Origin of the sequence: Vibrio tetraodonis (assembly GCF_003350295.1) — a bacterium.
In the GTDB taxonomy this organism is placed as follows: domain Bacteria; phylum Pseudomonadota; class Gammaproteobacteria; order Enterobacterales; family Vibrionaceae; genus Vibrio; species Vibrio tetraodonis.
Map to the genome: position 1 here is coordinate 141,807 of NZ_QLYY01000006.1, position 15,013 is coordinate 156,819.

Consider the following 15,013-nt stretch of genomic DNA (forward strand, 5'->3'; position numbering starts at 1 on the left):
TGTCACCATAGATATTGCTACTCGTGAATGATATTTGTCTTCGAGGTCTACAATAATTTAAAAAAAAACTGCAAACCTTAAACTAAATCAATAAATGATAAACTTTTTACACAAAAATAAGGGCAACAATAGTGTTGCCCTCAGAAGGTAGTGTGTTAAAGCCAAGCTTGAATACCGTATTGGCCTTCAAGCATGCCTACTGAGAGCATGGCGGCTAAGCAGATAACCAATACGCCGACTGGAATAATGATTTTATCTACAAAGGATAGGCGCTTTGCCCGCTCTTTATCGCCAATTAGGCCATTATTATCTAGGAGCATGGTCAGTGCCCAAGCCAAAACAGGGTTGACAATCGCAGAGCCAAATATACAAATCCCTGCAGCTTGTGAGTCTTTGCAGTCTTTGACCATCTGCATGCCTGCCTCTAAAAGTGGAAGAGATACACCCACCAATAGAGCGACGCGCATAACAGGTGGCCATACTGCAATATCCATTGGAACCCCTAAAATAGCGATAAGCATTACAAGCAGCCCCAGAAGAATTGAGCCAGCAGGGATTGGGCGTTTGGCAATTGCAGCAGGGATCATATAGGTACCCCATGACGATGTAATGTTACCACCGCCTATTGCTGTGCCGACCATTTGACGAACCGAGCACATAGTCATAGTGTCATCAACATCCATGAGTACTTTTTCGGTTTTCTTAGGGTAATTTAATTCTTGGAAAATTCGATGACCAAGAAAATCTGGTGACCACATGGCGACAGCTAAAATTGCAAAAGGCAAAGATGCGATAAAATGTTCGGCGTTTGGAAGGCCAAGCATCCATCCTTCTTCTGTATTGCCCCACCAATAAGCTGGGTTTAGGTTAGGCAGGCCCGGGTCAGTAACAAACTCTATGTCAAAACCAGCCCCAAATGTTAGCGCAACGGCTAAGCCAGTAAAGGCGCAAACAGGTATCGCCAGCCATCGTTTGTTAAGTTTTGCTAATAACGCGTATAAAGAAATAGTAATGCCTAGCACCACTAATCCTACATAACCCATACCGCCAGCGGCAATAGATGGAGATTGAAGTCCCACCGCCCAACCTTGGATGGCGTTAATCTGGCTCATGGTACCGGTTAGACCGAGAAAAATGAGTAAGCCACCCGCCGTACCCTCCGAAGTTAGGTTGACCAATTTAGAACCACCTTTGAAGCAACTGAGTAGTAGGCCAAATACACCAATTAAAATGGCTAAGGCGAGAGGGTGGGCACCGGCGAGTGCAATGGTTCCTATCAGTGGGATCATAGGGCCATGATTACCTGCCAAGTTTGCTTTGGGGTTTACTATTCCTGAAGCCAATATGCAGAATAAAAACGCTGGAATAAGCATCTCAACTCGTGAGACCTCGATGGCAAAATCTTTGCCTAAGTTGACGTGGTCCCAAGCAGCGGTGAGTCCTTCAGCCCAAGACATCATTACCGCTGAATACATAGCGATAATACCCAGTGTTCCTGCCAGAGCGGGCACAAGGTCTTCAAGTTCAAACCTGAAATCTCGAAAGGGTAAGTTCAAGCTGAAACGTCGGGGTTTCATTATCTGTAGCTCATGGTCTAAGTAGCCTGAGCGACACCTAAACTGGGAGGCTGGACGGTGGAGATCACGATAGCTTTTGGCTTCGATATCTGAATCAGAATGCGATGTTTTGGCTGCGTCTGACATAGATTCCTCATATTTAGCATAGAGAGTGTTTGTAGTTAAGAAAGCAAATTGTGTAGATACACAGATGTGCTTAACTACTTTTCTGAGGCCATAAATAGTAACGGGCCAACAGTTGAGAAAGACCTCTCTCTTATTGAGAGTTTTATCTTTTGTGTGAGTGTAAACCCCAATATTGGGGGGGTGAATTGATTTAGATCACCTTATAAATAGATATGAAAGTTAACTACATATCAGATGATTTAGGGAATTGAGAATTGAAAAATGAAAGTGACTTTCAAACTGATGAGAGGCGTTCAGCAACCAATTGTGCAATTCGTCTATCTATTGATTAAATTGTTGAGATGGTTCCGGTTTTTTATAAAAATGTTAATTTCTTTTGGTGGTTAACGATTCTTACGTTTTTGTTTTTATGCGAATAATGGATTTTATTTGCTTAATATATGCATCAAAAAACATTTTGTTTGATTATAAATTCACTTTTACATCGTTAATGATTTGTTGCATGTTAAGCGGTGCGGTGCTAGTTTGTAGCGAGATAAGGCTTGAATTTAGCACTTTCAGTGCCAAGCTTCTTTGTTTGGATAAGCGATAATAAAACAGGGAGTAATGAGCGCATGAATGATGCAGCCGCGCTAAATATAAAGGAACTGCATAAGACCTTTGGCCATAATGAGGTGCTAAAGGGAATTTCTCTTCAAGCTCACAAAGGTGACGTGATTTCTATCATTGGTTCATCTGGTTCAGGCAAAAGCACTTTCCTACGATGTGTAAATCTTTTAGAAACGCCTACTAACGGTGAAATTTGGGTCAACGGAGAGTTGATCCAAATGAAAACCAATCGTCAAGGCGAGTCAGTGCCTGTAAGTGAAAAACAAGTCCAACGTATACGTTCTAGATTGGCTATGGTGTTTCAAGGATTTAATCTTTGGTCGCACATGACGGTGCTCGAAAACGTTATTGAAGCGCCAGTACACGTACTTGGTGTTCCTAAAGTTCAAGCTAGAGAGAATGCTGAGCTACTTCTAAAAAAAGTCGGCCTTTATGAGCGGAAAGATTATTACCCAGGTCACCTCTCAGGAGGCCAGCAGCAGCGAGCAGCAATAGCCAGAGCTCTTGCCGTTGATCCTGAAGTGATGCTGTTTGACGAACCCACTTCAGCGCTTGATCCGGAGCTAGTTGGTGAAGTTCTTGGTGTAATGCGAGATCTTGCTGAAGAAGGCAGGACAATGCTAGTTGTAACGCACGAAATGGCATTTGCACGCGATGTTTCTAACCATGTCATGTTCTTGCATCAAGGTCTAGTGGAAGAGCAGGGTGAGCCTGCTAAGCTGTTCACTAATCCAGATTCAGAGCGTTTACAACAATTTATCTCATCTATCTACTGAGTCTGTTGTAATCAGTACCACAGATTCTGCAAATATTAAGAAATCATGTTTAAAGGAGTATGAAATGAAAAAGTGGCTAGCAGTAGCGGCTCTCGCTGCGACCGCATTGACAGGGCTTGTTCAAGCGAAAGAATGGAAGACGGTTCGCTTTGGGATTGAAGGGGCTTACCCTCCATTTAGTTGGACAGAAGCCGATGGTTCTTTGAAGGGCTTTGATGTTGATATGGCCAATGCACTATGTAATGAAATGCAGGTGAAATGTAAGATTGTTGCACAAGATTGGGATGGCATTATTCCATCACTATTAGCCCGTAAATATGATGCAATCATTGCCGCTATGTCGATTACAGAAGAGCGCAAGAAGAAGGTAGACTTTACCGGAAAATATGCGCTCATCCCGAATAAATTCATTGCCAAAAAAGGGGCTAATCTAGACTTTGATAAACTAGATGGGCAAAAAATTGCGGTACAAAGAGCGACCACGCATGATAAGTATCTGACTGATAATTATGGCGATAAAGTGGAAATTGTCCGTTACGGCTCGTTTGATGAAGCCTATCTTGACTTAGCAAATGGTCGAGTTGTTGCTGTTTTGGGCGATGCTTCTGCTCTTGAGGAAGGCGTATTAAACAAAGCGGGTGGAGAGGCATATGAGTTTGTCGGGCCTTCACTGACAGATCCTAAATGGTTTGGCGAAGGTTTTGGTATTGCAGTACGTAAACAAGACAAAGATTTGACTGAAAAGCTAGATGAAGCGATTGCGTCACTTCGTGAAAAAGGTGAATACCAAAAGATTGCTGCTAAGTACTTCGACTACGATGTGTACGGGCAATAATCTTGTCTAAAAGGCCCGCTGATGTGCTTTCTGGGGTAGGTCAGCGGTCTTTTTCATTCTAACTGTTATTTAGACTAACCAATGATTTAAACCCCAGAGCTTAGGAACTTACCTATGTTGGATTTACAAGGATACGAAGCCTCTATATTGAAAGGGGCCATAGTGACTATTGAAGTCGCGCTGCTCTCTTTGTTGCTTGCTATGGTGCTAGGGATGTTGGGGGCTTTGGCAAAGATGGCACCTTATCGCTGGGCGAGAGCGATTGCGACGTTATACACCACTGTTATTCGCGGTATCCCTGATCTTGTATTAATGATGTTAATATTCTTCGGTGGGCAAATATTACTCAACAATAGTTTGTATTCAATCAACGAATGGCTAAATGAATGGTTTACTGCAAGTGACCCTAGTCATGAGTGGACCTCATATTTACCCGACTATATCGACGTAAGCCCATTTATAGCAGGTGTTCTTACCATTGGGTTTATCTTTGGAGCCTATATGGCGGAAACGTTTCGTGGTGCCATCATGGCGGTCGATAGAGGGGAGTTGGAAGCGGCCAAAGCATATGGTATGAGCTCAGCACTCGCCTTTCGTCGTATTTTGTTGCCACAAATGATTCGCCATGCTCTGCCAGGTTTTGGAAACAACTGGCTGGTGCTTCTTAAAACCACGGCACTTGTCTCGATTATTGGTTTAGAAGACATGGTTCGTATGAGCGCACTAGCTGCTGGCTCAACAAAAATGCCATTTACCTTTTACATGACAGTTGCTGTCATTTTTCTATTTTTTACCAGTGTCTCAACAGGGTTACTCAAACTTGTTGAGCGTAAATTCAGTATCCATACGAGGTAGTTGATGGATTTTTCACTGATCATTGAAAGTTTACCAATTTATCTCGGGGGGCTCTGGACCACGACTTGGCTGGTGGCTGCTTCTCTTATTATTGGTCTATTTGTTGCGATCCCATTAGGTATCGCTCGTAATAGTACTCACTACTTGTTCAAAGGGCCGAGTTGGGCTTTTATCTACTTTTTTCGTGGCACTCCACTCTTAGTTCAGCTTTACCTGATTTATTACGGTATGGATCAGTTTTTTCCTGTCAAAGATACTCTTTGGGAAAATGCATGGTTCTGTGCTCTTGTGGCTTTTGTTCTCAATACTTCTGCCTATACCGCAGAAATAATTCGAGGTGCGATAAATGGGCTACCTAAAGGGGAAGTGGAAGCGGCAAAAGCATATGGAATGAGTACATTGATGACGTATCGACGTATCATCCTACCCAGTGCTTTGCGCCGTGCTCTACCAGCATACAGTAACGAAGTGATCTTTATGCTTCATGGCAGCGCAGTTGCTGGAATTGTGACCATAGTGGATTTGACTGGTGCTGCTCGCCTTGTCAATTCTCGTTACTACGCGCCGTTTGAGTCGTTTCTGACTGCTGGCCTTTTCTATATGTGTCTGACCTTTACTATTATTTGGTGCTTTAAACAGGCTGAAAAGCGATTTCTCGCCTATTTGAGGCCGCTTAGCTAAATATAAAAAAGCTTCCTATTGGAAGCTTTTTTATGTCTGAAATTTCAGCTCAATATAATCAGTACAGTACCGGCTAATGTCATTAATATATTTGCAATCGCATATGTACCCGCGTATCCAAGCGCAGGAATAGTCGATTTAGTATAGTCATTGACTATGTCCATGGCTGGGGCGCAGGTTCGAGCTCCTATGATAGCGCCAAACAGCAGTGCTCTGTTCATCTTTAGGATATAAGCGCCCACAAGGTAAGCAAGAGCTACCGGAACAACGCTGACCAAGAACGAAAGCCCAATCACTTGTGGACCGAAATCGGCAAGGTGTTCAAACATTTTCCCACCCGCGCTTAGGCCTATCCCAACCATAAAAAACATTAGGCCTAAGTCTTTGACCATGTTTAAAGCACCTTGAGGTACGTAACCAAAAGTTGGGTGGTTAGCTCGTAAGAAACCTAGCGAAATTCCTGAGAGGAGAAGGCCTACGGCATTTCCTAAGCCAAACGACACCTGACCAAAAGTCATGGTGATCAATCCAAACATAATCCCTAGGATAAAAAAGCTACAAAAAGCCAGCAGATCGGCCATCTGACTATGAATGGAAATAAAACCAATTTTTTCTGCTAATCCATGTACGCGGCTCTTTTCTCCACTCACCTGAAGAACATCTCCTTTAGCCAGTACGATATCGAGATCCATGGGCATTTCTATTTGAGCTCGGACAACTCTGTTAAGGAAACAACCGTATTCGGATAAGTTGAGATCAGAGAGGCGTTTACCTACCATGGCATCGCTTTTTACCACAATTTCTTCTTCAACGATCCTCAAATCTAGGAGGTTGCGGTCAAACACTTCCTTGCCATTGCGAAAACTAGGATCGAGCCTCGCGTGGCTATCAGGGAATCCAAGCAGTGCAATCTCATCACCTTGCTGCAAAATTGCGTCGCCATCAGGGTGGGCAAGGATCCCATTGCGACGAATACGCTCTATATAGCAACCAGTTTGGCGATAGATACCCAATTCGCGAAGGTTTTTTCCATCGCTCCAGTCAATGAGCTCCTGTCCAACTCTGTACGCGCGAATGATGGGCAAATAAACTTTACGCTGTCCATTACTTCCGAGCCCTCGTTCCTGTGCTATCTGCTGTGCGGAGTCGGACAAATTTTGCTTTTGAAGCTTTGGCAGCAATTTGGCAAAGGCAATCATGCTGATCAAACCAACTAGGTAAGCCATGGCATAACCAACAGATAAGTTTTCAATCACCTCAGAAAAGTCCATAGCATGTGGCGTGGTGGCAAGGCCAGAGTTAAGAGCATCCTGAGCGCCAACCAGAACAGGAGTTGCCGTAAGTGCACCAGCCATCATTCCGGCAGAAAGTCCGAAATCAAGACCTAGGTTATGGCTGGCAAAGTAGGTGATAAAAATAGCGCTAGATAAGACCACCATACTCAAAATGAAATAATGCTTACCATCTCTAAAAAAGATACCAAAGAAGTTGGGACCTGCCTCTATGCCAACGCAGTAGATAAATAGCATAAACCCGACGGTCAATGCGTCTGCATTGAATGTAAAACCCAGATGTCCCATGACTAATGAAGTAAGCAAAACACCGATGGAATTGCCGAGTTGGAGATTGCCAAAGCGAATTTTTCCTATGGCTAAGCCAATAGCGAGTGCAACAAAAATTAGTAGAATAGGGTTTTGCTCAAGCAGGGATAAAACATCAATGTTCACAGGGCAGCTCTTACTTCGGTGCCATAGATTAAGTGAGCAAATTGTAACTTAATAAAGAGAAATGATAAGTGTTAATTTGTATAATTGACGATTTACTGACTTGTGCCAAATATTTTGCAATAGGATTAAATTACGGGCACAAAAAAGCCGCTTTATTAAGCGGCTTCAACAAATTCTGATTATGCGTCAAACAGACCTAAATGTTCTTTTGCATACGCTTCAAAGTCATCACAGCCACCGATATGGTTTTCATCAATGAAGATTTGTGGAACAGTTTCCACTGGCTTTCCGACAGTTTTCTCAAGGTCAGCTTTTGAAATGCCTTCTGCATGAATATCTACATAACGGTAGTTAAAGTCATCACGTTTTGCTTTCAATGTCTCAGCGTGTTCCTTTGCACGAACACAGTAAGGGCAAGCTGGACGACCAAAGATAACTACGAACATATTGTCATTCTCCTTTATTCTGATAGGCGCCACTATGCCCGAATCGAGCTGGAAAATAAAGAGGCATTTACCTGTTGCTTCGATAGGTTAAACCTATTTGTTTAGAAGTGAGACAATTTGTCGTAGCGCGAATCTTTAAGCGCTTCTTTAACGCGTTTTAGATTATCCCTAAAGCCAGAGCCGCGCCTTAAAGTAAAGCCTGTTGCCAATACATCAATCACTGTCATTTGCACGACGCGACTTGCCATTGGCATATATACATCCGTGTCTTCGGGTACGTTCAGTGAAATGGAAAGAGAGCTCGCTTGATCCAACGGAGAATCTTTAGCCGTGATTGCGATAACAGTAGCTCCATTTTCACGTGCAAGGTTGGCAATCTCAACCAAACTTTTCGTACGACCAGTATGTGATATCAGAACAATGACGTCGTTATCCGTACAATTAATACAGCTCATTCGCTGCATTACTATGTCTTCAAAACAGGTGATAGGGATGTTAAAGCGAATGAACTTATTTTGAGCGTCACGGGCAACGGCTGAAGATGCACCTAAACCAAAGAAAGAGATGCGTTTGGCTTGAGTGAGAAGATCAACGGCTCGATTGATCTGCATAGAATCTAAGCTATTTTTTGCAACATCCAAGCAGGCCATAGTGGACTCAAAAATTTTATGTGTATAGGCATCTGGGCCATCATCTTCTTCAACATTACGATTGACATAAGGAGTTCCGTTAGCAAGGCTTTGAGCAAGATGAAGCTTGAAGTCAGGGAAGCCTTTAGTATCTAACCTACGACAGAAGCGGTTTACGGTCGGCTCACTGACATCGGCCATTTTTGCAAGAGTAGCAATACTAGAATGAATAGCGGTTTGAGGCGATGCCATTATGACTTCAGCAACTTTTCGCTCCGACTTGCTGAAGTTTTCTAGATTTTTCTGAATTTTTTCTATTGTATTCATAGTGTTCACAAAGGTATAGAGAACAACTTGCTGGATAATTTAAGGCGTCATTACTTGCGTACAATTGCCAACCAGCGCCATGTGGCCCAGTATAAACCCAAGCTTAAGGTTTACTGTAATATTTACACTCTTCGATAGGTGTAAACATGACAGGCCTCAAACTAAATATGTCTCAAAGAGATAAAATAATCTTTATCCTTGTATAAATCTACTCTTAAAGAGGTCCGATTGTATGCAAGTTACACTTATCTAGAAAGAAATTTTCAACTAGCTTCAATGGTTTGGGATGTTGCTAGGATTTTTGCCATCAAATTGGGTGCTTGCTGAGCGATGTTTCTTTGCTCTTCTAGTACTGAACTGAGAATATCGTGTCCCGTAAGTGGATTGGCCAAAACGACGCGAAATACAATCGTATTAAGTTTACCCCAGCGAGCCGGGTTTAAACGTGTTCTCGAAACAAATGATTTCCCTGTTTCTCGTTGGCGTTTTTGGATAAATTGAGTCAGTTCATTGATTAATTCATTGAGGTGTTTTCTGCGCTCTGGTGAAGCAAGTTTAAGCGCCTCACGTACTTCAGCGGGAATATAACGATAGGTTAGTAAGCAAAGCTCTGGTTCTGATATCAACTCAAAATCATCTTGCGATTGTATTAGTGTGGCAAAATACTTGGCTTTTTCGATACTCTCATCGATAAGTAGCTGATAACCCGGACGGCTAATAATATGCATTGCGGCGTAAACCAGCATCGCCATACCAGACCTAGAGCCTTCCAAGGTATGACTGCCTAAGTCTTTTGAGCCTTTTCTAAGTATATATTGTGCGTGGTGCTCTACAGATTTCATCGCTTCGGGGTCCTTGAAGAGAACCATTCCAGCCCCCATAGGAACATAAAGCTGTTTGTGGGCATCGATGGTAATTGAATCGGCTTTTTCAACACCTTGTAACAGGTAACGGTAGTTATCTGACATTAGGGTAGCGCCGCCCCAAGCTGCGTCTATATGAAAATGGCAGTCGTGCTCACGACATATCTCGGCCATCTCAGGTAAAGGGTCAATTGATCCTGTTTCTGTGGTTCCTGCTACTCCGATAACCGCGAAAGGCTTGATATTTTTCTTCTTCAACTCAACGATTTTTTCGTTCAATGCGTGTGGGCATATACGATTGTTACGGTCGGTTTTGACCGCGACTAAACCTTGCTGACCAAGTCCAAGCACATCGGCAGATTTTTTCAGAGAGTAATGTCCTCTTTCTGACACTAGAATGGCAAGGCCTTGATAACCATAATGTTGCATTGCACTGAAAAGACCCTCTTTCTCTACACCCTGAAATTCTCCTTGTGCTTTTAATGCATTGTTTCTCGCAACCCAAAGGGCGGTGATGTTTGCGATTGTTCCACCCGAGCAAAAAGCACCTAGTGAGTGTTGTGCGCTGTGCATCCACTTTGTGTAGAAATCGTCATTTTGGTTATATACCAATCGATGCAGCATGCCCAGTACCTGACGCTCTAACGGGGTAAAGGCTTTGGATGTTTCTATTTTTACCAAGTTTTGATTGAGAGCAATCATGATTTTTGACAATGGCATCAAAAAATAGGGCAGTGCTGATGTCATATGTCCGATGAAGCTTGGTGCCGAGGTATGAACCGAGTGCGAGACTAAGGTATCAAGGAGGTGCTGAGTATGCTCAGAGACAAACTCTGGACTCTCTGGAATAGCGGAATAGGAGAAGTCTTTTTCAATCTCTTTTAGGGGCTTCTCTTCTGCCACAATATGTTCACGTAAAAATTGATTAAGGTTTTGCGAGAGCCTTTCTTCGATTTTAGTCAGTGTTGAATCAGGCCCTTCAGGGACAGTAAATATTTTAAGCAGACTGTCGAAGCTTACGTCAGCCGTTTTATGTTTGGTTATCATACAACTACTTTGCTCTTGTCACTCTGTTGCCGCGCCAATCTAAACGAAAAATGGTTTAAAGTCTCGAGTTAATTACTTGATCTTCTCTGGCAATGCGAAATGTCACTGCTTTGATAATATTCTCGGCAGTGACATTCAGGCTAGGTTTCACATGACATGCTTTCTAAGTCTTTGATAGCTTGGTTATAACGTTTAAGTGCACTATCAATTTTGGTTGGATGACTCAACAAATCAGCAAAGGCAGACCTAAGATCATAGTTTTGATCATGTGGTTTTGATTGACGGTCACTGTAGGTTACTTGAGCCAGTCGACCTAATTCATCACTGCGAGACGATAAAGTTTTAATATCTTTCTGCTCGAGTAAGAGCCAAGACTCGACTGGTTGGTTTACGGCAATCTTCGAAGGGTCATTTTCTAAATAGTAGTGGACAGCCGCTCTGTTGAGCTCAAAATGGTTTTTTCGACCTTCTAAGAACCATTCACTGACTTCTTTTAGGTCGGGGTATTGTTCGCTAGTTAGCTTGGCTAAATCTTCATACCAATGAAGAGAAGCATCAATGTAAGCATCGTATTTCTTGGATAAACATGCATTGTCGGCTGCGGCAACCATGGTAGAGGTTGCTCCTAACAACAATGCAATCAGTAGACGTGTCATAATTATTCCTTTTTTCTAAGGTTATATATTATTAAGCCACTCAATATGATTCATTAAATTGTATAGCATGGCTGAGTCATTAATATAATGAACTGAAAGATAAAATCATGCGATCTGCTCTGCAAGAGAGACAAAGAACAGCATCAATAAAGGTACTAATAAGCTCAAAATGAATCCACTGACAATGGCAATCGGTACGCAGCGAACGCCTCCAGTACTCTGAATAATTGGCAATGTAAAATCCATTGCTGTAGCTCCTGCGTAACCTATAGCCACACTAGGTCGTGAATGTATAATCAGTGGAATCATAACTAAGGCAACGAGTTCTCTAACTAGTTCAATCATAAATGACGCTCCGCCAAATACTGGTCCAAAAGCATCCCCTATTAGAATCCCTGATAAAGAATACCAACCAAACCCACAAGACATGGCGAGCGCTTGATAAAGATCCAAGTCAAGTATCTTTGCAGCCACAGCTCCTCCCAAAATTGAAGTTGTAATAATAGTGACTGCGATGATCATACCTTGCTTGTTGAGCAAAATTTGACGTAAGGAGAGCCCACTATTTCTGAGCTGAATCCCAATCAGGAATAAGAGAATGAATAAAACAGATTCACTTGCTATATCCACCCAGCTTAGATCTATGTATAGAAGCCTGCCCGCAGCTAGACCTATGCCAACAAAGAGAATTAGTTTTATTGACTCTAAAGCCATAGTTGAAAGTGAAAGGGTATTTTTTTTACTTTCAACCCTAATTGGGAAGAGCTTATCAACGATTGGAAGTGCCGCTAAGTTGCTTAGTCCAATACATACAGAGAAGACAACAACATACTCAAGTATCAACTGTAGATTTTGACCCAGATTATCGAGTGAAGCCAGACTCAAACCCATTAAGGCCAAGATAACAACAATTAAATAGTTAGTTGTCCGATTAACTCCGGAGAGAAAAGCGGTGTTTGACGTTTGAATAAGGTACCCCACAAGGAGTGGGGCAAAAATAAAAAGTATTCCCGTAGGCATGATATTCCTGAGTAATGGCTAGCCTAGTCTATAACCCGCTAGCGCTGATGAGTTCATTGATTTTCGATTTGAACTCAATATCACTCAAATTACTCAATTTGTATAGTATATCTGCCCCCGTAACATCAAATTCGACAGTATGTTCATCGATTTGATCATCTTGACGGCGGAACATGAGAATATGATTAGCAATACGGGCTACATCGAGGTAGCTGACATTAACTTTCTTTGTTTGAGTGGCGTGGTTACTTGCAACATCAATAAAGTCATTGTCAAAACCCCACTGTTTTAATACCAGTTCACTCGCACTGGTACATAAGTTATTAAATACCTGAAATGCGATATCTTCATCTAGGTAATTCCCTTTTTCTAGATAAGTATGGTATTCGCTAACAATGCAGAAAAATCCAATATCGGCTAGTAACCCTGTCAGTAACGCCTTATCTGTTTCTAGGTACTCATAATCACTGGGGGAGATTTCTTTGAAACCCCTTACTACCATCACCATAGTTGCAGCAAGCTCTCGTGAAGTGCTAGCGCTATTTATGAGCATTTGATTGCATCCGCGACTTAAATTCACGGAATGTTTAAGTTGTTCTATTGCCTGGGCTGTGACTATATCGCGAACTCTCAAGATTCCCAGACGTGAAACGGCTGTGACAATGTCAGTACAGGTAATATTACGACGGTTAAAAATCACTGAGTTTGCTACTCTGATAACGATAGCGGCAAGGCCAGGATCTTCAAACAAACAATCAGCAATATCAAATACAGTCGTGCAATCTTTAGTACAGAGCCTTTGTATTTTTAGTACGACTTCAGGGATTGGAGGTAATGTGATTTTACCAGATGTAATGGCATGTTTGACCAAGGTATTGAATTCAGACTCAATACCTTTGATCAAGAGCTCCTCGTTTTCGGGAAGCCAGAAAAAAGACAGATGGTTCATTCTAATTAAGCGTTATCTTCTACCGTATGTATTTTACCTAGCATAGTAATCATTATGCAAATCATTGATATAACATATGGATCTGCATATGTGTATATCGATGTTGACTCAGTATGGAAAGATACTTTATGTGATTTTAGTCGCGCTTTAGAGCTAGTCTAGCCGGATTGATGTGATCTGTGCATAGACATATTTTTTATCGTTAACTACCATTTATGGACTTGGAGTTAGAGGTCAAAACAAATCATAACTTAGAGGTTCTCTGACACAGGTATATTTTTTCGCTTATATCTGCTGCTATCTGGTGATCGTCAAATAATCGGGGTTTTCTGGTTTAAAAGGATCATGGATATGACAGAGCAAAACTTTATCTCGTATGTAAATAAGTTCGGGAGTTTCCAAAAGCGTTCAATGTTTGGTGGGCTGGGCCTCTTTAAACAAGATGCCATGTTTGCCTTGATTAGTTCTGGGCAAGTGTTTATTCGAGGTGGAGAACAACTCGATAGGCAATTGATGCAGTTGGGGTGTACCAAATACCGTCACGTAAAAAAACAGACGACAGCAACGGTGAACTATTATGATGTAACGCGCCTTTTTGTGTCGAGAAGCGCAAAGCTTGACGATATTGTGCGGCAATCAATGCAATTTTCTGTTTCTCAGCGACATCATAAAAAATCATCCGCCAGTCGTCGTTTACGTGACTTGCCTAATATGCAACTAACGCTAGAGCGTATGGTTAAAAAATCCGGTATCGGCGATGTAGATACGTTTGTTGAGCTTGGTGCTCCTAAAGTGTTTTCAAAGGTGAAAGCTACATATGGCAATGATGTTGATGTGAAGCTACTTTGGAAGTTTGCCGGTGCAATAGATGGCGTACACTGGAAGTTGATTCAAGAACCGCGTAAGCGTCAACTGCTCGCAAGTTGCATTTAAAAAATGAGAGGATAGAGAAAAGCCGAGCTTCACTCGGCTTTCAATCATTAGAATTTAAAACGTGTCGTAAACATTAGCTGGTCGCCATAGAAGTCGTTGATCCTAACTTCACCTCCGATAGAAAATAGCTCTGTCGCATGAAAGCGGGCGTATGCAGAACCAATCCAATCGTCATCATTATCGATATTTACGTAACCAGCTTTACCACCGACTTCGAGTTGAGGCCCCAGCCACTGGCGAACACCCACATTCAGTTCCATACCAGTATCACTACCTTTACCTTCTCTGCCGTCAAAATCTACTACACGGAAAAGCATTTCACCAGTAAAGTCCGCCCAGTTATTGATCGGAGCATGAAAGCCAAAACCTGCAGCTGCATCATAATCTCCTTCGAACTCAGAGTCGATTCTACCGATGAAGTGAGCATTTGGGTGGACAGACTTACTTACAGCGGTACCGAAAGTCACAGGGCTTGCTCCAATTCTGGCTTCTATGTAATCGTAGCTAAAGTTACTCATTACGGCGGGGCTGTTTGGGTCCGTCTCTGCAAGAGTTTGACCGGATGCTAGCACTATGGCAGCAGCTAAGATTTTATTACGCATATGAAAGAAAAACCTTTTCTTGTTAATTTCCTCGGTCTATTGCGACTGAGCACTGTCATACCATAACATCATAATGCATTCTCGTGGTATGACACCACTAAAATGTCATTGTTTTGTCACTCTTTATATTAAATAGCAAAATTTACACCAAAATGAATTTTAAAAAGAGATTCATTACCCATCTTTATCGTTTATTTTTGACTTTGAGTGGCAGGATAATTTGTGCAAGGAGACAATGTGTTTTGAAATTGGGTGCTATGAGGTGGCATAAAACCTCACAGTGAATTGACCCACTTTTAGATCGTGTGGACTAGACTGGTATCAGTGAGTTTAACGTGTCGATCGTTAAACTTAT

The 15,013-nt window shown here is 42.2% G+C and carries 14 protein-coding genes; 5 read left to right on the forward strand and 9 right to left on the reverse strand.

Features of this window, described 5'->3' with window-relative positions; genetic code table 11:
• Nucleotides 1-155: 155 nt before the first annotated feature.
• Nucleotides 156-1,703: a DUF3360 family protein gene (locus DPF90_RS02865; protein ID WP_114784507.1), complete on the reverse strand. Its 1,548-nt coding sequence runs from the start codon at nt 1,701-1,703 to the stop codon at nt 156-158.
• Between the two features lie 614 nt (nt 1,704-2,317).
• Here DPF90_RS02865 and DPF90_RS02870 point away from each other — a divergent pair.
• From DPF90_RS02870 to DPF90_RS02885, 4 genes are all read left to right on the forward strand, one after another.
• Nucleotides 2,318-3,088 carry an ABC transporter ATP-binding protein gene (locus DPF90_RS02870; RefSeq protein ID WP_114784509.1) on the forward strand — a complete coding sequence of 257 codons (771 nt, stop codon included), beginning with the start codon at nt 2,318-2,320 and terminating at the stop codon, nt 3,086-3,088.
• A gap of 64 nt (nt 3,089-3,152) precedes the next feature.
• Complete coding sequence (locus DPF90_RS02875; RefSeq protein ID WP_114784511.1) at nt 3,153-3,923, forward strand: ABC transporter substrate-binding protein; 771 nt, start codon at nt 3,153-3,155, stop codon at nt 3,921-3,923.
• Nucleotides 3,924-4,037: 114 nt separating this feature from the next.
• Nucleotides 4,038-4,778, forward strand: coding sequence for an ABC transporter permease (locus DPF90_RS02880; protein ID WP_114784513.1), 741 nt, complete (start codon nt 4,038-4,040; stop codon nt 4,776-4,778).
• A gap of 3 nt (nt 4,779-4,781) precedes the next feature.
• Entirely contained in the window at nt 4,782-5,459 is a 678-nt protein-coding gene (locus DPF90_RS02885; protein WP_114784515.1) for an ABC transporter permease, read from the forward strand.
• 44 nt (nt 5,460-5,503) lie between these two features.
• Here the strand turns inward: DPF90_RS02885 and DPF90_RS02890 are convergent, their stop codons facing one another.
• From DPF90_RS02890 to DPF90_RS02920, 7 genes are all read right to left on the reverse strand, one after another.
• Nucleotides 5,504-7,186 carry an aspartate:alanine antiporter gene (locus DPF90_RS02890; RefSeq protein WP_114784517.1) on the reverse strand — a complete coding sequence of 561 codons (1,683 nt, stop codon included), beginning with the start codon at nt 7,184-7,186 and terminating at the stop codon, nt 5,504-5,506.
• A 179-nt stretch (nt 7,187-7,365) separates the two neighbouring features.
• Nucleotides 7,366-7,632, reverse strand: coding sequence for a GrxA family glutaredoxin (locus DPF90_RS02895; RefSeq protein WP_114784519.1), 267 nt, complete (start codon nt 7,630-7,632; stop codon nt 7,366-7,368).
• Nucleotides 7,633-7,733: 101 nt separating this feature from the next.
• The gene (locus tag DPF90_RS02900) at nt 7,734-8,588 is read right to left on the reverse strand and encodes a MurR/RpiR family transcriptional regulator (RefSeq protein ID WP_114784521.1); all 855 of its coding nucleotides are present in this window, start codon (nt 8,586-8,588) and stop codon (nt 7,734-7,736) included.
• Nucleotides 8,589-8,851: 263 nt separating this feature from the next.
• The gene (gene panP / locus DPF90_RS02905) at nt 8,852-10,498 is read right to left on the reverse strand and encodes a pyridoxal-dependent aspartate 1-decarboxylase PanP (protein WP_114784524.1); all 1,647 of its coding nucleotides are present in this window, start codon (nt 10,496-10,498) and stop codon (nt 8,852-8,854) included.
• 140 nt (nt 10,499-10,638) lie between these two features.
• Nucleotides 10,639-11,154 (reverse strand): hypothetical protein, encoded by a 516-nt coding sequence (locus tag DPF90_RS02910; protein WP_114784526.1) that lies wholly within the window; start codon nt 11,152-11,154, stop codon nt 10,639-10,641.
• A gap of 105 nt (nt 11,155-11,259) precedes the next feature.
• Entirely contained in the window at nt 11,260-12,174 is a 915-nt protein-coding gene (locus DPF90_RS02915; protein WP_114784528.1) for a LysO family transporter, read from the reverse strand.
• A gap of 28 nt (nt 12,175-12,202) precedes the next feature.
• The gene (locus DPF90_RS02920; protein WP_114784530.1) at nt 12,203-13,123 is read right to left on the reverse strand and encodes an HDOD domain-containing protein; all 921 of its coding nucleotides are present in this window, start codon (nt 13,121-13,123) and stop codon (nt 12,203-12,205) included.
• Nucleotides 13,124-13,468: 345 nt separating this feature from the next.
• Here DPF90_RS02920 and DPF90_RS02925 point away from each other — a divergent pair, with 345 nt between their 5' ends.
• Entirely contained in the window at nt 13,469-14,056 is a 588-nt protein-coding gene (locus tag DPF90_RS02925; protein WP_114784532.1) for a TfoX/Sxy family DNA transformation protein, read from the forward strand.
• A gap of 47 nt (nt 14,057-14,103) precedes the next feature.
• Here DPF90_RS02925 and DPF90_RS02930 read toward each other — a convergent pair whose 3' ends face one another.
• Nucleotides 14,104-14,658: a hypothetical protein gene (locus DPF90_RS02930; protein ID WP_114784534.1), complete on the reverse strand. Its 555-nt coding sequence runs from the start codon at nt 14,656-14,658 to the stop codon at nt 14,104-14,106.
• Between the last annotated feature and the right edge of the window lie 355 nt (nt 14,659-15,013).

What these genes read in the sequence shown, in the direction of transcription:
- DPF90_RS02865 (WP_114784507.1), bottom strand. Translation starts at nt 1,703, where the DNA reads ATGTCAGACGCAGCCAAAACATCGCATTCTGATTCAGATATCGAAGCC.
- DPF90_RS02870 (WP_114784509.1), top strand. Translation starts at nt 2,318, where the DNA reads ATGAATGATGCAGCCGCGCTAAATATAAAGGAACTGCATAAGACCTTT.
- DPF90_RS02875 (WP_114784511.1), top strand. Translation starts at nt 3,153, where the DNA reads ATGAAAAAGTGGCTAGCAGTAGCGGCTCTCGCTGCGACCGCATTGACA.
- DPF90_RS02880 (WP_114784513.1), top strand. Translation starts at nt 4,038, where the DNA reads ATGTTGGATTTACAAGGATACGAAGCCTCTATATTGAAAGGGGCCATA.
- DPF90_RS02885 (WP_114784515.1), top strand. Translation starts at nt 4,782, where the DNA reads ATGGATTTTTCACTGATCATTGAAAGTTTACCAATTTATCTCGGGGGG.
- DPF90_RS02895 (WP_114784519.1), bottom strand. Translation starts at nt 7,632, where the DNA reads ATGTTCGTAGTTATCTTTGGTCGTCCAGCTTGCCCTTACTGTGTTCGT.
- DPF90_RS02900 (WP_114784521.1), bottom strand. Translation starts at nt 8,588, where the DNA reads ATGAATACAATAGAAAAAATTCAGAAAAATCTAGAAAACTTCAGCAAG.
- panP (WP_114784524.1), bottom strand. Translation starts at nt 10,498, where the DNA reads ATGATAACCAAACATAAAACGGCTGACGTAAGCTTCGACAGTCTGCTT.
- DPF90_RS02910 (WP_114784526.1), bottom strand. Translation starts at nt 11,154, where the DNA reads ATGACACGTCTACTGATTGCATTGTTGTTAGGAGCAACCTCTACCATG.
- DPF90_RS02915 (WP_114784528.1), bottom strand. Translation starts at nt 12,174, where the DNA reads ATGCCTACGGGAATACTTTTTATTTTTGCCCCACTCCTTGTGGGGTAC.
- DPF90_RS02920 (WP_114784530.1), bottom strand. Translation starts at nt 13,123, where the DNA reads ATGAACCATCTGTCTTTTTTCTGGCTTCCCGAAAACGAGGAGCTCTTG.
- DPF90_RS02925 (WP_114784532.1), top strand. Translation starts at nt 13,469, where the DNA reads ATGGATATGACAGAGCAAAACTTTATCTCGTATGTAAATAAGTTCGGG.
- DPF90_RS02930 (WP_114784534.1), bottom strand. Translation starts at nt 14,658, where the DNA reads ATGCGTAATAAAATCTTAGCTGCTGCCATAGTGCTAGCATCCGGTCAA.